Consider the following 25,919-nt stretch of genomic DNA (forward strand, 5'->3'; position numbering starts at 1 on the left):
TTTTACATATATTTATACTATTTAAAATAACCGACGGCCATCCATAAAAATTGCCGAAGAAATATGTAATTAGCTTAGGGTTTCATACTCTTTTTTGCTTGCATAAATCGCTGTAAGATTAAATTTTGCATAATTAAGGCGTTATTTGGGGACCGCGGCCCGCTGCAATCTCGCATATCTGGTGGGCGCCATGCCCACATGGCGCGTGAACGCCACGCTGAAAGTACTGGCCGAGCTGTAGCCGACGTGCTCGGCAATCCCGGCTATGCTGCCCTTGTCGCGCCGCAGCAGATCCTTGGCCATCGCCATGCGCCAGGTGAGCAGGTATTCCATGGGCGTCACGCCCACGGCGCGGCTGAAGCGCTCAAAGAACGCCGAACGTGAAAGCGCCGCCTCTTTCGCCAGCTCCGCCACCGTCCAGGCGCGCGTCGGACGCTCGTGCATGGCGCGGATCGAGGCCGCGAGGCGGCTGTCCGCCAAACCATGCACCAGGCCCGGCGACGCTGCCGTCCCCGCCGTTGACCGCAGCGCCTCAATAAGCAGCACCTCCATCAGGCGTACCAGCACAACTTCACGCGCGGGCCGCTGCTCGCGAGTCTCTTCGCCCACGAGCTGCACAAGCGTCGTCAGCCGGGGCTCGCCGCGCACGTGCATGATCCGCGGCAGCAGCGAGACCAGCAAGGCTTTATCCGGCGAGCCGAAGCTGCAGTGGCCCGCCAGCATACGAAAGTCGGTCGGCCCCTCCTGGCGGCCGATCCTGAATCGGCCCGCCCCTAACTCGGCGTGCTGCGTCTCAGCGCCCGCCGGCGGCGTCTCAAGGCTTGACATCGCAACACCGTAGACCGACGGGATAAGGGCGAAGTCACCCGACCGGAGCTCGATGGGCACATGCCCATCGGCAGCAAGGCGGCAAGCGCCCTCGAGGACTACGCAGTAGAAGGGTTCACCGGCTTCCGAACGGCGGATGGCCCAGGGACCCGCGCCGACGACGCTCTTTGAAAAGCCGGCGCCCGGCTGCAGCAGCGTGACTACCTCGGCGAGAGGATCGATCATACCGGACTCCTGCGGATGAAATATGGACTTTTGATTGTAGTGAGTACGGTATCCGCCGTCTATCATCTGGACATCGCTCACCATAATACCAGGAGCTTTCATGAAGACAGTCTTGATTACCGGTTGTTCGTCCGGCTTCGGCCTTGAAATCGCCCGTCATTTCCTTGACCGCGGCTGGCGGGTTATCGCCACCATGCGCACCCCTCGGGAAGATATCCTGCCCGTTTCCGAGCATCTTCGCGTGCTCGCCCTCGACGTAACCGATGCCAAGAGTATTCAACGGGCCGTGGAGGCCGCGGGGCCTATTGACGTGCTGGTGAACAATGCGGGATTCGGCGCGGCGGCGCCCATCGAGTCCATGCCCCTTGCGACAATGCGCGAACTGTTTGAGACCAACACCTTCGGCACCATGGCCTTGACGCAGGCAGTGCTGCCGCAATTCAGGCAGCGCAAGGCCGGCGTCGTTATCAACGTCACATCCAGCGTCACCTTTAAGGCACTGCCGCTGGTGGGCGTTTACCGGGCCAGCAAGGCGGCGGTGAACGCCTTCACCGAGTCGCTGGCCGCAGAGGTTGGACAGTTCGGCATCCGGGTACGCCTGGTATTGCCGGGGCGCGCTCCCGAGACCCGTTTCGGCGATAACGCACAGCCCCATACGGCGGGCATCGACCATGAAGCCTACGCCGAACTGGTTAAGAATCTTTTCGCCACCTTTGCCGAGAACGTAGGTCCTATCACGCACTCAGAAGATGTAGCCCGGGCGGTATGGCGCGCGGCCACCGACCCGGACAGCCCGATGCATATCCCGGCCGGCGAGGACGCAGAGGCGTGGGCCGCCGAACAGCGGTAAGATGCCTGGCCAAAAAATCGTCAATCTTTATCCTAACGGCTCCCGGAAGCCCCGGTTTCCGGTGAGCCCCATGCGAGCCGCGCGGGTAAGATCAGCTATTTCATATAGGAATCCAGCACCTTCAGCACAACATCAAGGTCTTCTTCCCGTTTTAGCTCTTCGTCCTGATGAACAATGTGTTCCGTGAGATGGCCTTTTATCACTTCACGCATTAATCCGTTCACCGCTCCGCGGATAGCCGCTATCTGCTGAAGCACTGCCGCACATTCATTAGGCTCATCAAGCATTTTTTTCAGAGCGGCCACCTGCCCCTGAATTTTATTGGTTCTCGCCTTCAGCTTCTGCTGGTCACGAAGGATATGCGACACGTTAACCTCACTCCGACATCAAATCTGGGGTCAATATACCATTGCAGGATACTAGGGGGTAGTATATTGTACTGGGGGGGAGTAGTATGCCATCATCTGTTTAATCAAAAATTATTATCATGAATGAATTTAACGCTCTGCTTTCGCAAGGCAATGCCTGGTTATTTATCCCCAGCGCTATTCTGCTCGGTTCTCTACATGGGCTGGAGCCCGGTCACTCAAAAACGATGATGGCGGCATTTATCATTGCCATCAAGGGAACCATCCGCCAGGCCGTTATGCTGGGCCTGGCCGCCACGGTATCGCATACCGCTATTGTCTGGCTGATTGCTTTCGGCGGGATGTACGTCAGCAGAAAATTCACCTCGGAATCAGCCGAGCCCTGGCTTCAGATGATCTCTGCCGTGATTATCCTGGGCACGGCGTTCTGGATGTTCCGGCGGGCGCGCAAAGATGAGGAAAACCGGTTTGGCGATGGGCAGGAAGACGCCCATCCCCACCCACATCCGCACAACCACCCTCATCCTCACCACCACCTTCACCCGCAGCAAGACCACAGTCCCCGGATATTTCTCGGACCTATGCATCCGGCGCCGGCGGGCGTAAAAGCCGGTCCCGACGAATATCAAACCGCCCATGAGCTGGCGCACGCCGGCGCTATTGCCCGCCGCTTTTCCGGGGACCGTGTCGGCAACATGCAAATCGTTCTTTTTGGCCTGACGGGAGGACTAATACCCTGCCCGGCAGCCATTACGGTGCTGCTTATCTGCCTTCAGCTGAAGGAAGTGGCACTGGGCGCCGCCATGGTTCTGTGTTTTAGCATCGGTCTTGCGCTCACCCTGGTCACGGTGGGTGTTGTCGCTGCCGTCGGCGCAAGGCAGGCGGCCAAACGCTGGCGCGGCTTTAGCGTTCTTGCCGGGAAAGCGCCTTACCTTTCGTGCCTATTGATGGCTATTGTCGGTCTCTACATGGGTATACCCGTCATCCTTCACGTTACGGGTGCGTTGGCCCGCCTCGTTCACCCCGGTCACTTACTCGGGTAAGCTCTTGTGGTTCGCTGCGTTGCCGCCTTCCTGCAACTCGAATTATTTAGGGTATATACCGGCTGATACGGCCATTCCGCCTCACCCATACCAGGCGTACCCCTTTGGTGCGCGCGAAAAGCCGGCGGCGGACAGGGCATCCGCCGCAGGGCTGGCGCCCGCCGGCCGGCCATCGACATCTTCCAGGGTAAAACTCCGGCGCGGCTCGCGTTTCAGCGCGGCCGCCAGCGCCCGCAGTACGGCGGCAAACCATCCGGCGGATTCCGCGTCATTTTTATCAAATGCCTCTTTTTTGCCGGCAAAGGTCAGTAATTGGCGGCCGCCCTGCCCCAGATAGCATGCCAGGCGGCCGTTGCAGATGACCACCAGGGCGCCGCCGCGCCGGGCCGGACGGATACCTGAAGGGTGGGAGGGCCAGGGCAACAGCCAGCCGAAGGGATTGGCCGGATCGTTGGCGGACAGCGCCACCGCTACCGGTTCGCCAGAGGACGCCTCCGCCAGCTCGCGCAGACGCTCGATGCAGTCTTTATCGGCGAACTGCGCCGCCCCCAATCCGCTGATAAAGCGGCCGCGCAGCACTCGACCCGCCTCTTCCATGCGCCGCAACACCGGCGTAAGCGCGGGAAAGCCCCCCGGCAGCTGCTCCGCCACCGCCACGCCGCGGCTTATCACGCCATAGCGATCGAAAAGATTCTCCACCAGGGTCAGCGTTCTGACGGTGGGGTTGACCGGTTCGCCGGCCAGCAGCGACCAGCGTCCGGCCAGGGCCGCATCGCCAAAGCGGGCGTTTCTCGCCGATACCGGTTTGGCCGGCTGCCACACCGGCACCCACCCCGCCACCTGGCGACGGTGGCGCGGTGAGCGGACCGGGCGCGAACGTACCGGCGTGCGCACACCGGTCAGCGCGCGCAGCGGCGACCAGGTGTCGCTGGTGACGCGGCCTTGCCAGGCCAGATCCCACAGTGCTTCCGCCACTTCGGCGGCGGTGACCTCCGCCGCGCTCCCTGGTTCGGCCGTTTCCCGGGCAAAAGCCTCCATCAGATGCCCCTGGGCAAGGGTGACCAGCTGGCGGACAAAATAGGCGCCGCCATCCGCCAGCACGTTGAGAATGGCCTGTTGCAACGGGGAAGAAATGGGTACGCCGGCCTCATCATCCGCACTGTCACCCGTGACGGGCAGCGTTTCGCCGGCCAGTTCGCGCAGATGCAGCGAGACCAGCCCGTCGTCGTCTCCCTGCGCGCCATGGCCGGCCCACAGCACTTCGCCGGCGGCGATGAGTTCGTCCAGCATGGCCGGCCGATAGTCATGCACGCGGCCGGGCAGAATCTGGCGCTCCCACAGCGAAGCCGGCAACGCAATACCCGCCAGTTGTTCGATGACCCGCGCTACGCCCTCGATACCCTCAAACGCGCCCTGCCCCGCGGCAAGCGCTGGTATCGTGGCCGGGAAAGCGGCGTCGGCCAGCAGCCCCTGACGCTCCAGCACCAGCCGCACAAAGGCTTCCTGCGGCACCGGCCGGGTCGCTTCGCGGGCCGCCTGCAAAGAACGCGCCCGCAAACGGCGGAATACTTCATCCCATACCCACCGGCGTGCGGATCCGGCATCGACGTTACAGGGCAAAATCCTGCCCTGATCCCGCAGGCGCTCCAACTGCTCATTGACCACGGCCACTCCCAGCCCAAGGCGCGCCGCCGGCTGCGCCGAGGCGAAGGGGCCATGGGTGCGGGCATAGCGGCCGAGCAGTTCGCGCAAGGGATCGCTCGCCGCTTGCAGAAATACGTCAGGAATGCCCGGCGGCAACGCCACCCCCAGCCCGTCGCGCAAACGGGCGGCATCCTCTATGCCGGCCCAGCGCCCCTCGTCGGCTATGCGCACGGCGATAATCCGCCGGGCCGCCTCCAGCGGCGCCAGATAATCAGCGGGATCCTCGCCGGACAAACGACCGGCGATTTCCGCAAGCGACAGCGGACCCAGTTCGCGCAGCAGATCCACCAGCCCCTCGGCGCCCTTGGCCTGGGTGCCCGCGGCGGTGCGCTGCAACTCCTGCTCCACCCGTTCCACCACCCGGGGATCGAGCAGCTCGCCCAAATCCACCTGCCCCAGCAGTTCGCCGAGCAGGCCGCTGTCCAAAGACAGCACGGACGCCCGCCGTTCGGCCAGGGGCACATCCCCCTGATACATGAACTCACCCACGTAGCCGAACAGCAAATCGGCGGCAAACGGCGAAGGGATTTCGGTGGTGACCTCCTGCAGCCGTATCGCGCCGTCATGCAGCCGCTGCATCAGCGCCTCTAGTGCGGCCAGGTCGTAAACATCCTGCAAACACTCTCTGGCGGTCTCGATGATAAGCGGGAAATCGTCATGCTCCCGGGCAATCTCCAGCAGTTGGCCGGCGCGCAAGCGCTGCTGCCACAGCGGCGAGCGCTTGCCGGGACGGCGGCGCGGCAGCAGCAGGGCGCGCGCCGCGCATTCGCGAAAGCGCGCGACAAACAGCGCCGACTGCCCCACCGCATCGGTGACGATTTGCGCCAGGGCATGAGGGTCGAAAACAAACAGTTCCGCGCCGGGCAGGCGGCCCACGCCGTCCGGTATGCGAATAATGATGCCGTCATCGCTGGCGACGACGGAAGGATCGATTTTCAAACGCCGGTGAATACGCGCGGCGATGGCCAGCGCCCAGGGAGCATGCACGCGCTGCCCATAGGAAGAGTGCAGCATCACCCGCCAGTCGCCGCTCTCATCGCGGCAGCGCTCGATTACCAGCGTCCGATCGGTGGGCAGCGCCTCGGTGGCCTCCCGCTGCTCCGCCACCAGCTGCAGCAGATTATTAACGGCGTTTTCATCCAGGCCGGCGGTTTGGAGGCGCGCCGCCAGCGGACTCTCCTTATGCAGCGGATCCCCCTTGCCCGCCGTGGCTTCCTCCACTTCGCGCAGGAAGGCGCCGATGGCTTCGCCTAATTCCGCCGGACGGCCCGGGTTATCGCCATGCCAGAACGGCAGTCGGGCGGAACGTCCCGGCGCTGGGATCACCACCACCTGATCGTGGGTGATCTGCTGGATTCGCCAGGAGGTCGCCCCAAGCGTAATCACGTCGTTGACCCGCGACTCGTAGACCATCTCCTCGTCCAGCTCGCCCACCCGCCGCGCGCCGCGCTGCTCCTCGCCTTCCGGCAGGATCACGCTGAACATGCCGCGATCCGGAATCGTGCCGCCGCTGGTCACCGCCAATTGCTGCGCGCCCGGGCGGGCGGTCAGCGTGCCGCTGCCGCGATCCCACACCAGGCGCGGGCGGAATTCACCAAACGCCTCCGACGGATAGCGGCCCGCCAGCATGTCCAGAGTGGCGTCGAAGGCGCTGCGGGGCAACGCGCGGAACGGATCCGCGCGCCGCACCATGGCATACCAGTCCTCAATGTTAAGCGGCCCCATAGACACGGCGGCAACGGTATGCTGCGCCAGAACGTCCAAAGGATTGCGGGGCGGCGCCACCGCTTCCAGAGACCCCGCCAGCATGCGTTCCACCGTGACCGCGGTGTCGATCAAATCGCGCCGGGTACGGGGATAAAACACCCCGGAGGAGACGCCTCCCACCTGATGTCCGGCCCGCCCCACCCGCTGCAGCGCGCTGGCCACCGAGGGCGGCGCGCCAACCTGGATGACCTGATCCACCAAACCCATATCAATGCCGAGCTCCAGGCTGGAGGTGGCCACCACGCAGCGCAGTTCGCCGGATTTAAGCGCGATTTCAATCTCCGCCCGCTGCTCCTTCGACACCGAGCCGTGATGGGACCGGGCGACGGCGGGCGGCTCGCCGGCGGCGCGCTTTCCGGTGCCCCCCGAGGAAGAAAGGTAATTCACGGGCGACTCTTCCGGTAAGGATGAATGGGCGTAATGCTCGGCATAGCGTTCATTGAGGCGCGCCGTCAGCCTCTCCGCCAGTCCGCGGGAATTGGTAAACACGATGGTGGAATGGCAGGCGAGAATCTGTTCCAGGACACTGGCTTCCACATGGGGCCAAATCGACCCCGGCCGGCCGGGCCCGCCGGTCTCCGGCGAGGCATCGCCCCGGGCCGGTATATCGGTCATATCCTCCACCGGCACCACGATTTTCACCTCCAGGGGACGGCGAGACGGCGGATTGATAACGGTGACCGGCATTGCGCCACCCAAAAAACCGGCCACGCGTTCTACCGGGCGCACCGTCGCCGACAGGCCGATGCGCGCAGCGGGCGCGGGCAGCAATGCGTCCAGCCGCTCCAGGCTCAGCGCCAGATGGGAACCGCGCTTGGAACCGGCCACCGCATGGATCTCGTCGATAATCACCGTGGTCACGCCGCGCAGGGTCTCGCGCGCTTTGGAGGTCAGCATCAGGTACAGCGACTCGGGGGTGGTGATCAGAATATCCGGCGGTTTGCGCTGCAGGCCGGCGCGTTCAGCGGCGGGCGTGTCGCCGGTGCGCATCCCCACCGTCAGTGCCACCTGGGGATCCCCCCGCTGCCGGCGCCTGGCGCTGACGCCGTCCAGCGGCACGCTCAAATTGCGCCGCACATCGGCCCCCAGCGCCTTGATGGGAGAGATGTATACCACGCGGGTGGCGGTTTGGCGCGGCCGGGCAGGATCGTTTTCACGCTCCCGGAACAGTGCGTCAATGGCGTGTAAAAAGGCCGCCAGCGTCTTGCCCGACCCGGTGGGCGCAATCACCAGCGTGCAGTGGCCGGCGCCGATCGCCGCCCAGGCGGCCTGTTGCGCAGGCGTAGGCGCCGGGAACGCCGAAGCGAACCAGTCCCTGGTGGCGGGCTGGAACCGGCTTAGGGGATCCGGGGAAGTCTGTCCTGGCTTTGCCATCGCTTATCGACGCCTGATGGTGCGGTACCGAACCCGTATCGGGACGGGATACGCGGTTGGTAAACAGTGTCCACTCGACTTCAGACCGGTTTTCTTCATGACAAGATCCTTGCAAAGGCCGGCGGGCCAACCGTTCCCGCATCCCGGGCTCAGGCGAACGGCAGGCCGCGGCAGCTCCGGACAGACATTGAATAACAGCTTAGCACTATTGCTGAATAGCGATCGACTCCATGCCGGTATCGATAAAACAAGTGTTAAATTTTTGTTTGTTTTTGTTTTCCTGAATATTACATGCTAGAGATCACTTTACCGACAAAGTTTACTTCCTACCATTAAGACCATCCGGTGAAGAGGTCCTTATGTTTGCTGAAGAGAGACGAAAAGGCATCCTTGACTATTTAGATAAACATGAACGCGCCAGCGTGCCGTTTTTGTCGCATATGTTTGGCGTCACCAAAGAAACCATACGGGCTGATTTACGCCTGCTTGCAAGCCAGGGAGGATTAAAACGCTGCCATGGGGGAGCCATGGTTATTCGCTGCGGGCTTTATCGCAGCCTGATATCACCGGCAAGCGGTAATTTCGACGTTTTATTGCAGCGCGTGCAAAGCAAAAAATATAAGCGCGATAAAAAAAGGAAAAATCCAATGAGCGGCAGAGTCTGTATTCTCGGTTCTTTTAATGTCGATATTGTGGCCAAGGTAAAACGCTTTCCCCGGGGCGGTGAATCACTGCTGGCGGAAAGCAGCAATCTCGGTCCGGGGGGAAAGGGCTCCAACCAGGCCACCGCCGCCAGCCGGGCCGGCGCCAGAGTGCATTTTGTGTCAAAAGTCGGCAAGGATCAATTCAGCCAGTTCGCCTGCGATCACCTGGCTTCTTCCGCCATTCATTCGTTTCGGCTTTATCAGTCGGAAACGGAACCCACCGGCAATGCGATTATTTATGTCTCCGACGAAAATGGAGAAAATATGATCGCGATATATCCGGGTGCGAATAAAACCATCACGGATGAAGAAATTGCGGAAATGGCCGCTGAGCTGTCGGAATCAAATGTTTTACTGGTGCAATTGGAAAATAATATTTCCGCTATTTTAGGTGCGATAAAATTAGCCAAGGCGATGGGTGTCACTATTGTTATGAATCCCGCGCCTTATTCCCAAGAGGTTGTGCAATGCCTGCCCTATATTGATTTGGTTACCCCCAATGAAACGGAAGCCTCGCAGCTTTCCGGCATCGAGGTCACCGACATCCACAGCGCAAAAAAAGCCGCGCTGGCTATTGTCGCCCTGGGGGTGCCGCAGGTCATCATTACGCTGGGTTCCCAAGGGGCGCTGCTGTACCAGAATAATCAATTCCAGCTTATCCATGCCTTCCCCGCCCTGTGTATTGACAGCACCGGCGCCGGCGATGCGTTCAACGGCGCGCTGGCCGCCGCCCTGGCCGACGGCCGGTCCCTATTGCAGGCGGCCACCTATGCCTGTGCGTTCGCGTCGCTGGCGGTGGAGCTGGAAGGGGCGTCCAACATGCCCAGCCATCAGCAGGCGGTCAGCCGTTTGAGCCAGAGATAATCCGTTTACCGGGTTAACGTCCACATCCCGATACCCGGCTATTTCGCTACAGGTCGTAAGGACAAAATGCCGCTATGAGCAGAGTCGCGTTAAACAATATCGAAAAAGAGTTCCATGGCCACCGGGTTATCGACGGTATTGATTTGACCATCGAAGACGGCGAATTCATCGCCCTGGTGGGCCCCTCCGGCTGCGGTAAATCCACCCTGCTACGAATCATTTCCGGCCTGGAAACCGCCTCCAAGGGGCAAATACTGATAGACGATAAGGTGGTGAATGCGCTGCGGCCGAAAGACAGAAACATCGCCATGGTATTCCAGAACTACGCGCTTTATCCCCATATGACGGTACGGCGTAATATCAGCCTGAATCTTGAAATCGCCGGACTGGGCAAAAAAGAAATCGATGAACGCGTGGACAAAGCCGTCAAGCTGCTGGAAATCGAAGAGTTGCTGGACAGACGGCCGTCGCAGCTCTCCGGCGGACAGCGCCAGCGCGTCGCCATGGGACGCGCCATTGTGCGGGAACCCTCGGTGTTCCTGTTTGATGAACCCCTGTCGAACCTGGACGCCAAGCTGCGCGCCCAAATGCGTATCGAGATAAAAAGCCTGCATCGCACATTGGCCACCACCCTGATTTATGTTACCCACGATCAGTTGGAAGCCATGACGCTGGCGGACCGCATCGTGGTGCTTAACCGCGGCGTTATCGAGCAGGTAGGACCGCCGATGGAGCTGTATCTGCGGCCGAAAAACCAGTTTGTCGCCACCTTTATCGGCTCGCCGTCCATGAACCTGCTGCCGGCCACGGTGCGAACCGCCGCCGGGGAGACATCGCTGGTTCTGGCAGAGGATGTTACGCTGCGGTTGCCCTTTACCCTGCCCGACCGGCAGGCGGTCACCCTCGGCATCCGGCCGGAGAACCTGGTGATCGACGGACCGGGATTGCCCCTGGAGGCCACGGTCCTGTTCAATGAACCCTCAGGCGCCTATAGCCTGGTGAGCGCGCGTATCGGACAAAACATGTCTTTGTCGCTGATGGTGGACGGCTACCGGTCCATCGAAGCCGGCCAGCGCCTGCGGCTGGGCATCCTGCCGGAGCATATTCATCTGTTTGACGCGCAAAGCCAGAAATCGTTGCGGGAGGGCGTGCCGTGTTGATATTCAGCCCCAAGGGCATCGGCGCAATATTATCCGTCGCCGCGGCGGCGCTGACTCAGCCCTGCGCGGCGCAGGAGCAGGCGAAAACCACGGTAACCTTTCTCACGGCGGAGCGACCCGATACGTTTGCCCCGGCCATCGCCCTGTTTGAACGGCAGCATAAAAATATCCATATCGAGTATCAGCAGGTGCCTTTTGATAATCTGAGCGCGCAGGTCGCCGCGCGTATCGGCTCCGGCGATAAAGACCTCGACCTGTACGCGGTGGACGTTCCGCGCGTAACCGAACTGGCATCGAAATCCTATCTTGCGCCCCTGGAGGATGAACGGGCCAAGCTGGAAAACATCGCCGGCGATAAGGCCATCCAGGCGGTCAGCTACCAAGGCAAAATCTATGCCTATCCGCTGTGGACCTCAACCCAGATAATGTACTTCAACCGCGATTTGCTCAATGCCGCCCATATTCCGTACCCGTCGGCGGATCCCGCCCGGCGCCTGACCTGGCAACAGTTGGTCGGCCAGGCTCAACAGGCGCAGCAGGCGGGCGCTCCCTGGGGATTTTCATTCGAACAGGTGGATCGCTACTACCAGCTGCTGTCGCTGTATATCTCTTATGGCGCCGGCAGCGGCCTGAAGGGCAACGACGCGCTGACCGCTGATTTAACCAGCGGCGGGTGGCAACAGGTCAGCGACTGGTATCGCTCTCTGTATATCAAGCATATCGCGCCGCGGGGGGTCACGCCGGAGCAGACGCCGGATCTGTTCGGGGACGGCAAAGTCGCGTTTTTTGTCGGCGGGCCCTGGAATATCGGCCGCTTCAACAAGGTCGCTTCCCTGCATTACGGCGTGGCGCCCATGCCCTATTTCGCCGGCGGCAGTCCCAGCACGCCCACCGACTCGTGGGCGGTGGGGATCAATCCGCACTCCGCCCACGCCCGTGAAGCGAAGCTGTTCGCCGAATTCATCTCCATCGATCCCGAGGGCTCGTACAGCACGGTCATCAATAACCCGCTGCCCCCGGTCAATAACGTCGCCTTCAAGCGCTACATCGGCAATCTGTCCACCATGGACAGCAAGATTGGTCCGATCTCAAGCATCGTTTCCTACGAGTTGGCCCATACCGCCGTCAGCCGGCCGCGTACCAAAGGGTACGTCATATTTGAAACCATCATCGACCGGGCATTCAGCGATATCCGAAACGGCGCCGACAGCAAGCAGACCCTTGAGCGCGCCCAGCTGCGCTTGAACCGCTCTTTTGCACGGATTAAATAACGAATAGGGGTATGCCATGGACAGTAAAATGAATCAAAAATGGGTGCAACTGTTTATATTTCTCGGTCCGGCGCTGCTCTGCGTGGCGGTACTGCGCCTCTGGCCGGCGGTGCTCGCCATCCATGAATCGTTGGTGGATCCCATTTCCGGCAAATACGGACTGAGTAATTACCTGTATATCCTCACCGATCCCGAATTCATCGCCTCATTAAAAGTGACGCTTCTGTTTTCCATTATCGTCAATCCGCTGCAAATCGCCATCGCCCTGGCCCTGGCGCTGCTGACCAACGCCGCGCTGCCGCTGATAGGCCTGTGGCGCACGCTTATCCTGCTGCCGGTGGCCATCCCGCAAAGCGTTTCCGCGGTGGTATGGGGAGTGGGATTGCGGCCGGACGGCCCCGTCAACGGTTTACTTAACGCCTTGGGCATCGCTTCCCAGCCATTTGTCACCTCCCCCGATCAGGCCCTGGCCTCCATTATCCTGATTGTCAGCTGGGTGGGGGTAGGCTACTGGATGACCTTCCTGGTGGCCGGTTTACAGGATATTCCCCAGGCCCTGTACGATGCCATAGAGATTGACGGCGCCAACGCCTGGCAAAAATTCCGCTATGTCACGCTGCCGCAGCTGCGACGCCCGCTGACCTTTGTGCTGGTGGCCAATACGGTGGCCAATTTTCTGGTATTCGCGCCGGTGCAGATTCTCACCAAAGGCGGCCCCCAGGATTCAACCAATCTGATCATGGAAGAGATCTATACCCAGGCATTTTCCTTCGGCGACCCCAGCAGCGCCTATGCGTCCACGGTGATTCTGATGATTCTGGTGATTGCCATCGTCGGCCTTCAGTTCAAACTGATGCAAAAAGGAGGCGTACGATGAGCCCATCCCTCTCTCGCCGCGGGCTTCGTCTGGTCACGCTGCTTATCATCGTGGCCTTCTTCATCCTGCCGCTCTGGTGGACCGGCGTCAGCGCCTTTAGGCCCAGCGAGGAAATTTTCCGTTATCTGTCCCCCATCAGCATCCGCACCCTGTTCCCGGACCGGGCCACCTGGTCACAGGTCATCGCCCTTGTGCAGAGCCCGTTCCTGCTGGCCATCGGCAATTCGGTGCTGGTGACCGCCGTAACGGTCATCATCGGACTGGCGGTGTGCTCGGCGGCGGCCTTCGCCCTGGCATGCATCGAATTCAAAGGACGTGGCGTCGTTTTCGCTATTATGGTGGTCAGTTTCCTTATTCCCTTCGACGCCATCGCCCTGCCTTTGTATCAGATATTCCATCTGCTCAGGCTGGATAACAGCTATACCGGCTTGGTTTTACCCGGTATCGGCAACGGTATTGCCGTGTTTTTATTACGCCAGTTCTTTTTGGGAATTCCGAAAGAGCTATCCGAGGCCGCCTTTCTCGACGGCATGGGCTGGACGGCGATTTTTCTGCGCATCTACCTGCCGCTGTCGAAACCGGCCATGATCGGCGCCGGACTTATCCTGTTTATTTTCCAATGGCAATCATTCCTCTGGCCGCTGCTGATCGCGCCGTCGCCGCAGTATCAAATGGCCGCCGTCGCCATCGCGCAGTTCTCGGCCACTACCGGCACCCAATGGGGATTGATTTTTGCCGGCGCGCTGTTTACGTCGGTGATTCCCATGCTGGTGCTGGTGATTTTCCAGAAATACTTCACGCCGTCGGTGGCTGCCGCCGGCAATAAAGAATAACGCGGATGCCGCAAGGCTAAGGATCTGAAAAATGAGTCTTAATGAAACCGAGCGGGTCAGGTTATTAACGCCGCCCCAGGGCAAAGTGCGCATGGTGCTTGATACCGATGCGTTTAATGAAATAGACGATCAGTTCGCCATTGTCCAGGCCCTGCTGTCGCCGGACAAGGTGACGGTTGAAGCACTCTACGCCGCGCCCTTTTCCAACCAGCGCGCGGATAATCCCGCCCGGGGCATGGAACTGAGCTTCGAGGAAATCAACCGCCTGCTGGAACGGCTGGGCATGCAAGGCACCGTCCCGGTGCTCAAGGGCGTGACCTCATACGTCGGCGCGGCAAAGGAAGCCCGCGAGGCGGAGGCGGTGGATCACCTGATTGCCGCCGCCCGCGGCGCCTCGCCGCAGTCGCCGCTCTACGTGGTGGCGATTGCCGCCATCAGCAATATCGCCTCCGCACTGCTGAAGGCGCCGGATATCATCGATCGTATCGTCGTCATATGGCTGGGGGGCCATGCGTTAAACTGGCCCGATACCCTGGAATTCAACCTGCGGCAGGATATCGGCGGCGCGCAGATCCTGCTGGACAGCGGCGTTCCCCTGGTGCTGATTCCCTGCAAAGGCATCACCACGCATCTGCGCTCTACCGTGCCGGAAATCGAACGCTACGTCGAACCCTGCGGCGACATCGGCGCCTTCTTGTCATTACGCTTCAAGGAGTACAGCCGCGAACACAAAGGCTGGTCAAAAGAAATTTGGGATATGGCCGCCGTCGGCTGGCTGCTGCATCCGGAGTCCATGCACAGCGGCCTGACGCCCGCGCCGTTATTAACGGCGCAAGGCACCTGGAGCGCCGACCCCGCCAGGCATCTTATCCGCTATATTTCTTATATTGAGCGCGACGTTATTATCACCGATTTTTTTAACCGGCTTGAATCCCATGTCCAGGGAAGACAGCCGACCGTTTGATACCGCGCCGGGGCCGGGACCCTCGGCAATACGCGACCTTAAGTTGCGGGCTGATGCTCCCGGCAAGGCCATGAACAGATGTGATTAATAGCTGTTATGAAAGGAGGTTATTAAAGGCTGCGATCAATAAATAACTTTTACCCGCTTCGCTTTAATGTCCCGCCTTTTGTCATTCTCGTGCGGATGCATCAACACCGCTAGCGGAACTATTAAAATATGTCAAATTTCCAATTTAAAAACGCCATCAGAATTATATCCCTAGGACAGTATATAATAAAAAAGAGCGTAATGAGTTTGCATTAATTTTATGATGAGCTAACTTTAGATAGACGACACAGGCATTATAAAACGTCAGAGACTGCAAAAAATAACGATATCTAATTGTATTGTATTTTGTTCTTTATCATTTTTATACTTTATATCTGTGTGATACTCACCGTAATGGTTGATAATTTGCGATCTTTAATTCATTTCCGCGATTCAATCTCCCTGTCGGCATACTTCGTTTCCGCTTTATCTCATGAGCACAAGTCTCGGGTTAGCACGCGTTTTTAGCCAAGAAAATATTTTCACTTATATTTTAATCAATATTTTTTATTAATTTGCCATTTACTATTTCCAGTAAAATCAAATTATTCAATTCTTATCATATGCGAATAGTCCTAAATGTTTATTTGTTCAAATCCGTTCCCTACATAAGTTGTAATAGTTAATCAAAAACGAGGTGAATCATGACTTACGAAGAAAATTACCACGATTGGCTGCGTGACGCCCACGCTATGGAAAAGCAGGCGGAAAGCATGCTGGAAAAAATGGCCGGCAGGATCGAACACTATCCCGATCTTAAAGCGCGCATTGAACAGCATATCGCAGAAACCCGCCAACAGCTGGTGCTGCTGGATGAAGTCATTGACCGTAATGACGTTTCCCGCTCTACGCTGAAAGACGCGATGGGAAAATTGTCGGCCTTTGGCCAGGCAATGGGCGGCATGACCGCGGAAGATGAAGTGATAAAAGGTGCGATCAGCGGCTATGTCTTTGAACACTTCGAAGTCGCCTGCTACACCTCGCTGATTGCCGCGGCCGAGCTGGTCGGGGATATTGAAGGCGCTCGTGTTTTTGAACAGATCCGCGAACAGGAAATCGCCATGGCTGACTGGGCGCAGACCCATTTGCCGGCGCTCACGGAACAATTTTTGGTGCGGTCCAATACGCCGGATGTCGAGGCGAAAAAATAATTTTACCGGACAATGCGCCGCGACGCGTTGCCAACAGTAAGAAAACAGGGATCACAGGGCAAGGAATCGCCGAACCCGTCATTTTGATTTTTGGAGAGAGTAATGTTTAGACATGTAAAACAACTGCAGTACACCGTCCGCGTCGCCCATCCTAATCCTGGGCTGGCGAATCTTCTCCTTGAACAATTCGGCGGCCCGCAGGGAGAACTGGCGGCGGCATGCCGTTATTTTACCCAAGGTATCGGGGATGAGGATCCGGGCCGCAAGGATCTGCTGATGGATATCGCCACCGAAGAACTGAGCCATCTGGAAATCATCGGTACCCTGGTGGGCATGCTGAATAAAGGCGCCAAAGGCGATCTCGCTGAAGGCACCGAACAGGCAGGCGAGCTTTATCGTTCATTAACCGGCAATGGCAACAGCAGCCATACCACGGCGCTATTATACGGCGGCGGGCCGGCATTGACCAACTCCGCCGGCGCACCCTGGACCGCCGCTTATATCGATACCATCGGCGAGGTCACGGCGGATTTACGTTCTAATATCGCGGCGGAAGCCCGCGCCAAAATCATCTATGAACGCCTGATTAACCTGACGGATGACGCCGGCGTCAAAGACGCGCTGGGTTTTCTGATGACCCGTGAAGTGGCCCACCAGATTTCATTTGAGAAAGCGTTGTATTCCATTCGCGACAACTTCCCGCCCGGCAAGCTGCCGCCCATAGAGAAATATGCCGCCACCTATTTCAATATGTCCGACGGGGGCGAAGTCAGGGGCAGTTGGAACTCGGACGAGAATTTCAACTACGTGGCCGAACCGGCGCCGGCGGTGGATGGCGGCGACGGCGGCGCCAGCGTGACGTTGCCTAAAAAACAGCAGGCCAACCTGGACAATCTCGCGCTTCGCACGGCATCCGACCCAGCGGTGAACCCCATAACCGGCGCGGAAATCGGCGCGGTCCCGCCTATTGAAAATGAAGCGGCGGAAAAAGGCAAAGCATCGAAAAAGAAATAACGCTTCCGGCGGTTTATCCGTGGGAAATCCACAGCTGCGGATAAGCCGTTATCCCACCTCCCTGGCCGCGAAATCATCGCGGGACTGGCGAAAGGCCGCCGAATTTTCAATGATCCAGTTCCATAGCGGCAGCATATTAAGCAGCATGCTTTCTCCCAGCGTGGTCAGCCCGTATTCCACCCTGGGATGCGGCGTTTTCTGCTGATAATCATGCCTGCTGATAAGGCCATCCCTCTCAAGACGGCGCAACGTCAGGGTCAGCATTCTTTGCGTAATCTTGGGTAATGCACGTATCAGCTCCGCATGACGCAACGTCCCCCTTGTTCCCAACGCATACACCACCCCCAGCGACCAGCGGTTGCCGGCATGGGCAAGAATTCCCCGCTTCAGGTCGTCATCTTCATCGCTCAGCGCATCACAAATGGCAGAGAATTGCGCTATCTGCGCTTTCGCTAGTTTCATTCACTCCCCCGGTATCATCTGTGTACCTGATTGCGGCATGGGTTTGCTGCTGGCAGGATGTGGCCACATCCACAGGAGGATACTATGAACGGTTCAATGACTCGTCAATGGCGAAAAATTCTGGTTCTCGGCGCCGGAGAACTGGGTATGGCAATGCTTGACGCCTTTGTAAAAGAGCGCGAACGGCATCCCGATATCAGTTTAACCGTATTATTGCGCCCGGCATCGTTAAAAGATGACGGTCCGGCGAATCGGACCCGCCGCCAACGGCTAGCGGCCTGGGGCGTTGCGGTAATCACCGCGGATTTCAGCCGGCTAACCGCTGAAGAACTGGCTGAGCGCTTCACCTCTTATGACGCCATCATCAATTGCAGCGGTTTTGTCGGCGGAGCGGGGACCCAGCTTAAAATTACCCAGGCAGTGCTCGATGCCGGCGTAGAGCGTTATTTTCCCTGGCAGTTTGGCGTGGATTACGATCGGGTGGGTCTGGACAGCGGGCAGCCCGTGTGGGATGAACAGCTGGCCGTGCGTCAAATGTTACGCGCCCAGCGCCAGACCCGCTGGGTCATCGTTTCCACGGGCATGTTCACCAGCTATCTTTTCGAACCCGGCTTCGGGCTGGTGGACATGCCCCGGCATCGGGTGCATGCGCCAGGCGATGGGGATTATGGGCTGACCCTTACCACGCCGGAGGACATAGGCATCCTGACGGCGAAGATATTTTTCCATCAGCCTGTTATCGAGGATGAAGTGGTGTATATCGCCGGCGATACCCTTACCTACCGCCGGCTGACCACGCTGTTGAGTGAGCATTATCAGCGTCCCTTCACCCTAGAGGTGCATAGCCATGATGACCTGCGGCAGGCGACAAAAGCCGCGCCAAACGATGTGGCGGCGGCCTACCGGCTCGCCTTTGCGCGACCGGACGGCGTGGCCTGGCGGAAAGAAGAGAGTTATAACGCCCGCAACGGAATTCGGGTTACCGATGTAAAGCAGTGGCTGGAAAACAATAAACCAGCAGAGTGATGTGTGGTTGCCGGCCTAGCCGGCAGCGGCTAAAACCCTGACAAGAACAAGGGCGTGGGCATGGGCGTGGGCATGGGCGTGGGCATGGGCGTGGGCATGGGCGTGGGCATGGGCATGGGCATGGGCATGGGCATGGGCATGGGCATGGGCATGGGCATGGGCCAATTTTTAAACACACTCAACGATGTTGATATAATCAGAGAAAAATTTAATGATAATGCCATCGTTAGTGATAAAGTACAGATTCTCCGCCTTCGCCTGAGCAACCAACAGACGATCGAACGGATCTTTATGCATCACCGGCAAGCCACTGATACCGCTAGCATGTCGCGACGTCATCGGCAGCTCGGTATAGCCCGCCTCCAGCAAGCCTTTGGTCAATGCCTCGGCATCAATACTGAAATCAGGTTTGTTCAAATCGGTCTTGATAGCGATCTCCTGAATAGATACGGAGGAAAAGTACAGACGGTTCTTCTCATTGGACAGGATATCAATAACCTTGCTGTTCAATCGCTCAGGCTCCCCCGCCACCCAAATCAAAACATGGGTGTCCAATAGATAATCCGCAAAAAGCAACTTTTTGATATCATCCTTTTTCGTCGGCATTCTTACTTCCCATAAAACTGGTCGGAAATATCGTCACTGTTCAGCTCGTTAAAATTATCGGGAGCCGAGATTTTCCCCTTCATAAAGCCAATCCTGGGTGTTTTTTCCGCTGCCGACAAAGGGACGATTTTAGCCATAGGCTTGCCGTTGCGAGCTATCACATAGGTTTCTCCCGTTTCTTGTACTTTGGAGATAATCCTGGAAAGATGGGTTTTTGCATCATAAAGATTTACTTTTTGCATCACTGCCCCCTTGGCGTTAACGGTAAGCCAGCGTCAAAAAAAGTTGGTCAACTGCATTGAGTCTACTTGGTCTAATTTTGTTGGTCAAGACATGCAAATAATCATTGAGGCTTTCATCCCAAGGTATCATACCGTCGTGTAGAGATAGATATGGGTGTCATCCAACCGGCCATGGCCATCGAGACGCTCGTTGGAAAGAACGGCTTCGCGCTTGAAACCGCAACGCAGCGCCACGGCAGCGCTACGAATATTCTTTCCCGCGGTTCTGATTTCCAACCGGTTCGCTTTCAAAACGTCGAGGGCAAGGTTTCGCACCAAAATGCACGCTTGGGTCATCAATCCTTTGCCCAAAACGTCGGTTGCAAGCCAATAGCCTATTTCATAATAGGGGATTTGCGGATTACGAATAAAAAGACTGATGCAACCCAAGAGTTTTTGGCTTTCGCGACTGATGATGAGGAATTTGTATTCGTTACTATCCTTTGCAAAATCCTGTATCGCTGCCCGCATATTTTCCCGAACATCATCAAGGCTGTTTTCCCTGGATGCCCATAAAAGGAAATCATGATGCAATTCATTGAAATGACTTATCAAAATGAGCATTTCTTCAACTCTGCTCATCGTAGGCGCAATGAGTCGAATGGAGTCATTACAGAGAGATTCCACCGGAAAATCCATGATTTTCATGATAATAGCCATCCTGTTTACCGACCTGTCAGCGCAAAATAGTCCATCCGAAGCCGCAATAAAAGTAAAAAAACGGTGAATGTACCGAGAAATGGAGAGACCCCATCCCCAGTTTCCGCTACGTTTCGTTCTTTGACGAAGTTAACCAGAACGCCGGGCTTCAGGGAAGTCACCCTGACCCACAGCGGCTCGCTGGCGTTCAGAAGATTGTTAAACGTTTAAACCCTTTTGCTTTCATGATCCGGCAAAATGCAAAAAAGCCACACCATGCCCCTCCAGATCTGTTTATCTTTGATTTAATATGATATATGAACTGTTTTGGTGCAACTTCGGGTAAACAACTCACCAAAATCAATCAGAGAAAAGGATAAGCTTATGTGTTTCTATAAAGCGACGTCGTTAAAAGAAGCTGAAAATATCCTCAAAACGGGCAAGGCAAAAAAAGTTGAATTCGCCTTCGCAATGACCAGCGATGAGTTTTTTGAACTGACTTCGAACCTAACTGCCACCGGAGGTAAAATAACCAAAGAAAACGGTAACTTCATCTTCACCCTGAAAAATTCCCTTTCCTGCCAAAATCTTTAAAACCACCTATATAACATTTTAATACCACCGCATCAGCTTTCGGAGGCGGTGTCAATAATCAACGGGCTAACGCCTGCAAGGGCGATGGAGATGCGTCATGTGCCCCTTCTCCATCGCCACGGACAATCCTACAAATCAATAACCAAATTGCCGGTCAGGCTGCGGGAGCAGCAAAGGGTTATCTGCTGCTTATGGCCGGCCTTTTCCGTTTCTGACTGCACGGTGTCGCGATGGTCCGCTTTGCCCTCCAGCACCGGCGTCAGGCAGGCGCCGCAAATGCCCATTTCACAGGACAGAGGCACATCGACGCCATGCTCTTGCAGCACGGCGGCGATGGTTTTGTCTGGAGGAACGGTAAAAGACATCCCGCTGGATTTCAGCGTTACGGTAAAATCATGCTCTATCTGGGTGCAGGGTATATTACGCGCGCGGGGCTGGAATGATTCAGAGTGAATGTCTTCAGAACGCCAGCCGGCATCAAGCGCTCTGTTGCGGATATGCGACATAAACGCCTCTGGGCCGCACAAATACAGTTTTTTCCCCGCGGCGGGCTGCGCCAGCCCTTCAGGCAACGCTGTCCGCGGCGATCTTCCCTCGCAACCCGACCCGACATGGCACCGGCCATAGGCAAAATGGTTGTCCAGCCTTTCCCGGAATATTACGTGGCTTCTCCGCTTCACATAATAACGCAGCTCAAAGGGTTGCTTAAGGCGCTCCAGTTCTTCCGCCATCGCCAGCAGAGGCGTCAAACCGATCCCGCCGGCAATAAGCAGATAGCTGTCAGCCTCTTCGAGGGGAAAGAGATTTCGCGGCGGTGAAATCTCCATCTGCTGGCCTAACCGCAGTTCATTATGCAGATAGCGCGAACCCCCGCGGGAATCCCGTTCATTTTTAACGCAGATGAGATAATGATCCGTTCCGCCCGGAGGCCCCGTCAGGGAATATTGCCTGATAAGCCCGTTGGCCAGATGGAGATCAATGTGAGCCCCCGCTTCCCAAGCCGGCAGCGATTTCCCCGGTTCCGGGGTAAGCCTGACGGCTATGCAATGTTCTCCCTGGCGCGAGAGCGCATCGACAAAAACGGCAAGTTTTTCCATTTCCGTTTCCTTTTAGATTTCAAACCAGGAAGAATTCGCCGAAACCAAGTTTTTTCAGTCCGCGCCGGTAGGCAATGGAGCTCCGGTCAGCGGGAATATGCGCCTCCAGCGTCAAATCGAGAGGAAGGCGTTCCGGCCGTTGCGTCTCCACCATCAGCCGGTCCTCTTCGAAAACCTTATGGTTAAAGGCATGCACGTCCTCAACCGGTACATGGAGGTCAAAGTTACGGGCGATGGGCGCGAACATGCGGGTCTTTCTGGCGGAAACGGGGGAGGCCGCGTTCATTATGACCAGCCGCGACTCGCCGGGAAAATGTATGGTCAGCGTGGCGGTGAACGGCAGATACATATCGAAACGGCGCAGCCATTTAAAGCCCTCGGGGCCGCGGTGCTCCGCACTGGCGGGATAATTTCCCACCGTACTCCAGTAATCAACGGAAAAACCGTACGGCGTTTCAGCGGGGGAATAGTCCGGTACTTCCTGGTTGTCGGGATCGGCGAAGGTTGCGGTATGGATCCAGGCAAAATGGGCGACGTCCAAAAAACCTTCGACCTGGCGCCCGGCAAAACCCGCCACATCGAACGGGGGGCAGGTTATTTGCTGAAAACCGGCATCGTCCCAGTGGGGCATCGACGGCAGCGGAGCGTCAGTGTCTTGCACCGGTGCCAGACAGGTCCAGATCAGCCCATAACGCTCCCGTGCAGGGAATGTCGTCAGGTTGAGCTTTGCCGGAATGGTTTGTCCCGGGCTGGAGGGAATCCGGTTGCAGCGGCCATTTACACCGAACCTCAGCCCGTGATAGGGGCAAACAATGCCCTCCTCTTCCTGAAATCCCAGCGTCAGCGGCACTCCGCGGTGCGGACAGACGTCTCTGGCGACGACAATTTGCCCTTTTAGCCGGTAAATCACCAACTGTTCGTCCAGCAAGGTCGCCTTTTGCGGCGCGTTGCCCACATCGCACGCTCGCGCCACGGGATACCAATAGCCGGCCAGCCGCAGCCAGTCGTCAGGCTCGAAACTGCAGTGAGGAGGGGGCGCTATTTTATTCATCATCCGGTTCCTCTCAGACTCACAAAAAATAATGGATAAGACATTGCTCTTGCATTTACATTGTGAATACACTTTGGTGTTGCAGTCCATAACAGAATTTTAACTTTTACTCTGCAAAAAACAGTACAGGAGCGACGCCAGTGGATCCTTTCTCCAGATTTGCCACCTATTTTGTGGAGGTCGCCCGTAGCGGCAGTTTGCGTAATGCATCTGAAAAACTTCACGTTTCCGCGTCGGCTATCAATCGGCAAATCCTGAACGCCGAGGAGGAAATGGGGGTATTGTTATTTGAACGGCTACACGCCGGTTTGCGGTTAACCTCCGCCGGAGAGCTGCTCTGCGATGATTTGCTCCGCTGGCGCCGCGAATACTCACGCACCCGAGAACGTTTTGATGAGCTCCAGGGACTCAAGCGCGGCCATGTATCCCTAGCGCTGATCCAGGCGCTGAGCGAAGGCGTCATCGCCGGAAAGCTGGCGGAGATTGCGCTGGAATGTCCCTGGCTGACGCTGGATATCAGCGTGAATGACAGCCGTGACATCAGCCGGCGCGTATCGGATGCGGAAGTGGATTTCGCCATTATGCTGGACCCGGTGGAACATCATGGGCTGGAGGTGAAAACCTTTATTGAAATACCCATTGGTATCGTGATGTCGCCGGCCCACCCTCTCGCTTCCAGCCAAACGGTGTCCATCAGCCAGATGTCGGAATACCGCCATATTATGCCCGCAGCCCCACTGACCGTGCACGATCGGGTGCATCTCCACTACAAAAGGCACAGCATCACCCCCGACGCCGGGATCCTGTGCAATGATATCCGGATGATCAAATCGTTTATTCGCCAGTCGGCCGGTATCGGCATCTTGAGCAAACTGGATGTCATCACCGAGGTGCAAAGAGGCGAGCTGCTGTTCGTTCCCATCCAGGGCAGGCCGATACGCCCTTTAACCCTGGCGCTTTGCGTCGCCCCTCGCCGCCAGCTGTCGCGCGCCGCGCAGATGATGATACAGAAGCTGGCGGTCACGCTGGATGAAATGGCGTGAACGAAGACAACCTTCCCTCAACACCGCTGTTTTCTCTTCTATGGTTTACCCTTATGATAGGGCTTGGTTTGCTAAAGGATGTCCCATGATCTGGCTAATACTGGCGACACTGGCTGTCGTTTTTCTTATCGGCTTTCGCATTGTGAACTCCGATTCCCGCCGGGCGTCGCAGGCGTTGACCAAACGGCTGAACATCGAGCCGGTTTACGTGGAATCCATGATAAGCCAGATGGGGAAGACCCCCGGCGGCGAGTTCGTCAGCTATCTGCTGCATAATACCGAGGCCCATATCGGCAACGCGGCGGGCGTGCTGCTGATCTACCAGACCTTTATTATCGATGAGTCCGAAGAGAGCCTGCTGTTCTGGCACTCGGTGCTGGGTAAAGCGCGGCTGCCCGCGGAGCTGACCCATAAACACGTACGTCTGGCGCTGTCGTTTTTACGGGAACTGGAGCCGGATGCCGATGAGCTCGCGGCTTATCGCCTGCGCTATAACGGACGATTTACCGCCATCGCCGATGCGGGCCCCGCCGCCAACGGCAATGTGTTCTATATGGACGGCGTTTCACCGAAACATTAAGCAGCGCCGCCGGCGTGGCTTCGTGCGCACGGCCGCCCTCTCCTGCCGCCCTCTCGCCCTCTCATCCAGGCGGAACCTGCCGTTATTTATTCCTCTCCTAGAAAATCGCGGCAGTATAAAAATAGCGACTTAAGCCAAATTGGAATATGCTAAAATTCATTACAGGGTGAAAAATAATATTGCCCAATTATGGGTGACTCGCTTTGAATATATATATGTATTCGATCAGAATACATAAATAGATTCGATCCGAACGATCGATTTTATCAATTATACATTATCGATTATGGGTCTTAAAGTATTTGCTTCGGTATACTTCTTGAATACATTTTGAATAGATTAATGGTAACGGAGCGAATATGTTTACACCCACCTTTACCGCCGTAATGGCACGCATCTATGCCGGCCAGGAAGATGAATCTGTTGCAGCCCTGCTTCACGCCGCCGGAGACGGACGAAAATCCCACGATCCCTTGGCATTGCGGCTTAAACCAGGCGTTCGGGAATTTGTCGTTCGTCAATCAGCCGGTTTGGGTATATCGGCTTCCGGCCTGATCAATCTCATTCTGGAAGGGGTTATCCGTGAAATGCTGCTGCCGTTTGAAAATCAGGCCAGTCATGTTTACGAACGTTTCCAATTACTTATGGAAGCGCATGGTTTGGGCATCACCGAAGTGGCGACGCTGCTGGCGCCGTTCAACATTCGCCTGGGGGTGCTGGAAGACCGGGCGCGAACGCTGGATTATCTCAATGAAGAAACCCTGGATTGCATAGCCGGCTGGTTCAATATCGATGCCGACTGGCTGAAGGCAAAAACCGCCGCGCCGGTCAACCTCGCCCTGTCTGCCCATCGGTGGCGGGATAATCTGGACCATGCGGCCAAAAGCCTGCTATCCGCCGACAGCGGAGATATTAAAACGGATGTTTATTTCTTTCGTTCAAGCCAGCACTCGTTGCTCAATAACAATATCGATAACGATCATCATGTGGGGCTGTATGTTCTGCGCCGTAAAAGCATTAACGGCGTAAGCATCAATACTGTGAGGCTTTTTGAACAGGCGCCGTGGAGTAATGAGCAGGCCCGGTCGCAATACCGGATGTTGATGGGGTTTTGCGCCCTGGCCCAGACCGCCGGACGATTACATCTGAACACGGTGGCCTTGCGGCCGGGGCAAATGATGGCGCTGCGCAGCGGCGTAACGCTGCCGGCTTTGATAGCCTTCCTGCCGCAAACCGTGGGCTCGTTGAACAGCTGGCGTCCGGAGGAGAATTTACCGCTGCGTTATCCGGATAATTACATGACGCCGGAATGGCGGGCCATCGCAAATAAGTACCTGCATGGGACAAATGATTAAACCATGGGGAGATGACTTTTTTATTATTGATCGTGATTAAGACCTACCTAAAAGAGACATTAATGATGCGCCGGCATCAGGGAATTCTTTTGCTTAAAATC

General features: G+C 57.1%; 25 protein-coding genes. 15 read left to right on the top strand and 10 right to left on the bottom strand.

The features are described from left to right. Positions 1–141: 141 nt before the first annotated feature. Entirely contained in the window at positions 142–1,053 is a 912-nt protein-coding gene (locus ACL2XO_RS24250; protein ID WP_413741720.1) for an AraC family transcriptional regulator, read from the bottom strand. A 100-nt stretch (positions 1,054–1,153) separates the two neighbouring features. Here ACL2XO_RS24250 and ACL2XO_RS24255 point away from each other — a divergent pair, with 100 nt between their 5' ends. Beyond that, positions 1,154–1,903: an SDR family oxidoreductase gene (locus ACL2XO_RS24255; RefSeq protein WP_203521013.1), complete on the top strand. Its 750-nt coding sequence runs from the start codon at positions 1,154–1,156 to the stop codon at positions 1,901–1,903. 95 nt (positions 1,904–1,998) lie between these two features. Here the strand turns inward: ACL2XO_RS24255 and rcnR are convergent, their stop codons facing one another. Next, on the bottom strand, positions 1,999–2,271 hold the full coding sequence (gene rcnR, locus ACL2XO_RS24260; protein ID WP_132925420.1) for a Ni(II)/Co(II)-binding transcriptional repressor RcnR: 273 nt from the start codon (positions 2,269–2,271) through the stop codon (positions 1,999–2,001). A gap of 119 nt (positions 2,272–2,390) precedes the next feature. Between rcnR and ACL2XO_RS24265 the strand changes: the two genes are divergently transcribed. Next, positions 2,391–3,314 carry a nickel/cobalt efflux transporter gene (locus tag ACL2XO_RS24265; RefSeq protein ID WP_413741721.1) on the top strand — a complete coding sequence of 308 codons (924 nt, stop codon included), beginning with the start codon at positions 2,391–2,393 and terminating at the stop codon, positions 3,312–3,314. A gap of 81 nt (positions 3,315–3,395) precedes the next feature. Here the strand turns inward: ACL2XO_RS24265 and ACL2XO_RS24270 are convergent, their stop codons facing one another. Then, positions 3,396–8,159 carry an ATP-dependent helicase gene (locus ACL2XO_RS24270; RefSeq protein WP_413741722.1) on the bottom strand — a complete coding sequence of 1,588 codons (4,764 nt, stop codon included), beginning with the start codon at positions 8,157–8,159 and terminating at the stop codon, positions 3,396–3,398. 359 nt (positions 8,160–8,518) lie between these two features. On the opposite strand from ACL2XO_RS24270, the gene ACL2XO_RS24275 reads away from it, so the two are divergent. The 8 genes from ACL2XO_RS24275 (at position 8,519) to ACL2XO_RS24310 (ending at position 17,084) form a co-directional block, all read left to right on the top strand. After that, the gene (locus tag ACL2XO_RS24275; protein WP_413741723.1) at positions 8,519–9,727 is read left to right on the top strand and encodes a PfkB family carbohydrate kinase; all 1,209 of its coding nucleotides are present in this window, start codon (positions 8,519–8,521) and stop codon (positions 9,725–9,727) included. Positions 9,728–9,801: 74 nt separating this feature from the next. Next, the gene (locus ACL2XO_RS24280) at positions 9,802–10,887 is read left to right on the top strand and encodes an ABC transporter ATP-binding protein (RefSeq protein ID WP_413725686.1); all 1,086 of its coding nucleotides are present in this window, start codon (positions 9,802–9,804) and stop codon (positions 10,885–10,887) included. Continuing rightward, on the top strand, positions 10,881–12,158 hold the full coding sequence (locus ACL2XO_RS24285) for an extracellular solute-binding protein (RefSeq protein ID WP_413741724.1): 1,278 nt from the start codon (positions 10,881–10,883) through the stop codon (positions 12,156–12,158). The genes ACL2XO_RS24280 and ACL2XO_RS24285 overlap by 7 nt, the downstream gene beginning before the upstream one ends. 28 nt (positions 12,159–12,186) lie before the next feature. Then, entirely contained in the window at positions 12,187–13,035 is an 849-nt protein-coding gene (locus ACL2XO_RS24290) for a carbohydrate ABC transporter permease (RefSeq protein ID WP_413741725.1), read from the top strand. Continuing rightward, the gene (locus ACL2XO_RS24295) at positions 13,032–13,868 is read left to right on the top strand and encodes a carbohydrate ABC transporter permease (protein WP_132925407.1); all 837 of its coding nucleotides are present in this window, start codon (positions 13,032–13,034) and stop codon (positions 13,866–13,868) included. The genes ACL2XO_RS24290 and ACL2XO_RS24295 overlap by 4 nt, the downstream gene beginning before the upstream one ends. 31 nt (positions 13,869–13,899) lie before the next feature. Next, positions 13,900–14,832, top strand: a complete 933-nt coding sequence (locus ACL2XO_RS24300; RefSeq protein WP_413741726.1) for a nucleoside hydrolase — start codon at positions 13,900–13,902, stop codon at positions 14,830–14,832. 731 nt (positions 14,833–15,563) lie between these two features. Next, on the top strand, positions 15,564–16,070 hold the full coding sequence (locus ACL2XO_RS24305) for a ferritin-like domain-containing protein (protein ID WP_243701515.1): 507 nt from the start codon (positions 15,564–15,566) through the stop codon (positions 16,068–16,070). 102 nt (positions 16,071–16,172) lie between these two features. Next, on the top strand, positions 16,173–17,084 hold the full coding sequence (locus tag ACL2XO_RS24310; RefSeq protein ID WP_132925401.1) for a manganese catalase family protein: 912 nt from the start codon (positions 16,173–16,175) through the stop codon (positions 17,082–17,084). A 48-nt stretch (positions 17,085–17,132) separates the two neighbouring features. Here the strand turns inward: ACL2XO_RS24310 and ACL2XO_RS24315 are convergent, their stop codons facing one another. Further along, positions 17,133–17,546 carry a winged helix-turn-helix transcriptional regulator gene (locus ACL2XO_RS24315; protein WP_413741727.1) on the bottom strand — a complete coding sequence of 138 codons (414 nt, stop codon included), beginning with the start codon at positions 17,544–17,546 and terminating at the stop codon, positions 17,133–17,135. A gap of 84 nt (positions 17,547–17,630) precedes the next feature. On the opposite strand from ACL2XO_RS24315, the gene ACL2XO_RS24320 reads away from it, so the two are divergent. Beyond that, positions 17,631–18,572, top strand: a complete 942-nt coding sequence (locus tag ACL2XO_RS24320; protein ID WP_413741728.1) for an aromatic alcohol reductase — start codon at positions 17,631–17,633, stop codon at positions 18,570–18,572. Between the two features lie 15 nt (positions 18,573–18,587). On the opposite strand, the gene ACL2XO_RS24325 is transcribed toward ACL2XO_RS24320, so the two are convergent. From ACL2XO_RS24325 to ACL2XO_RS24340, 4 genes are all read right to left on the bottom strand, one after another. Further along, the gene (locus tag ACL2XO_RS24325) at positions 18,588–18,737 is read right to left on the bottom strand and encodes a hypothetical protein (protein WP_413741729.1); all 150 of its coding nucleotides are present in this window, start codon (positions 18,735–18,737) and stop codon (positions 18,588–18,590) included. Positions 18,738–18,740: 3 nt separating this feature from the next. After that, positions 18,741–19,178: a type II toxin-antitoxin system VapC family toxin gene (locus ACL2XO_RS24330; protein WP_413741730.1), complete on the bottom strand. Its 438-nt coding sequence runs from the start codon at positions 19,176–19,178 to the stop codon at positions 18,741–18,743. A gap of 2 nt (positions 19,179–19,180) precedes the next feature. Then, on the bottom strand, positions 19,181–19,420 hold the full coding sequence (locus ACL2XO_RS24335) for a type II toxin-antitoxin system Phd/YefM family antitoxin (protein ID WP_132925394.1): 240 nt from the start codon (positions 19,418–19,420) through the stop codon (positions 19,181–19,183). Positions 19,421–19,546: 126 nt separating this feature from the next. Further along, positions 19,547–20,107, bottom strand: coding sequence for a GNAT family N-acetyltransferase (locus ACL2XO_RS24340; protein WP_413741731.1), 561 nt, complete (start codon positions 20,105–20,107; stop codon positions 19,547–19,549). A 375-nt stretch (positions 20,108–20,482) separates the two neighbouring features. On the opposite strand from ACL2XO_RS24340, the gene ACL2XO_RS24345 reads away from it, so the two are divergent. Next, on the top strand, positions 20,483–20,692 hold the full coding sequence (locus tag ACL2XO_RS24345; protein WP_203520999.1) for a hypothetical protein: 210 nt from the start codon (positions 20,483–20,485) through the stop codon (positions 20,690–20,692). A 128-nt stretch (positions 20,693–20,820) separates the two neighbouring features. Here ACL2XO_RS24345 and ACL2XO_RS24350 read toward each other — a convergent pair whose 3' ends face one another. Both ACL2XO_RS24350 and hpxD read right to left on the bottom strand, forming a co-directional pair. Continuing rightward, entirely contained in the window at positions 20,821–21,789 is a 969-nt protein-coding gene (locus ACL2XO_RS24350; RefSeq protein WP_413741732.1) for a PDR/VanB family oxidoreductase, read from the bottom strand. 19 nt (positions 21,790–21,808) lie between these two features. After that, positions 21,809–22,843: a molybdenum cofactor-independent xanthine hydroxylase subunit HpxD gene (gene hpxD, locus ACL2XO_RS24355; protein ID WP_413741733.1), complete on the bottom strand. Its 1,035-nt coding sequence runs from the start codon at positions 22,841–22,843 to the stop codon at positions 21,809–21,811. Between the two features lie 137 nt (positions 22,844–22,980). Here hpxD and ACL2XO_RS24360 point away from each other — a divergent pair, with 137 nt between their 5' ends. The 3 genes from ACL2XO_RS24360 (at position 22,981) to ACL2XO_RS24370 (ending at position 25,818) form a co-directional block, all read left to right on the top strand. Beyond that, entirely contained in the window at positions 22,981–23,883 is a 903-nt protein-coding gene (locus tag ACL2XO_RS24360; protein ID WP_413741734.1) for a LysR family transcriptional regulator, read from the top strand. An 85-nt stretch (positions 23,884–23,968) separates the two neighbouring features. Further along, on the top strand, positions 23,969–24,463 hold the full coding sequence (locus tag ACL2XO_RS24365; RefSeq protein WP_413725700.1) for a DUF1198 family protein: 495 nt from the start codon (positions 23,969–23,971) through the stop codon (positions 24,461–24,463). 359 nt (positions 24,464–24,822) lie between these two features. Further along, on the top strand, positions 24,823–25,818 hold the full coding sequence (locus ACL2XO_RS24370; RefSeq protein ID WP_413741735.1) for a hypothetical protein: 996 nt from the start codon (positions 24,823–24,825) through the stop codon (positions 25,816–25,818). The last annotated feature ends 101 nt before the right edge of the window (positions 25,819–25,919 follow it).

Source organism: Sodalis sp. RH15 (assembly GCF_047324255.1).
GTDB classification, from domain to species: Bacteria; Pseudomonadota; Gammaproteobacteria; order Enterobacterales; family Enterobacteriaceae; genus Acerihabitans; species Acerihabitans ligni.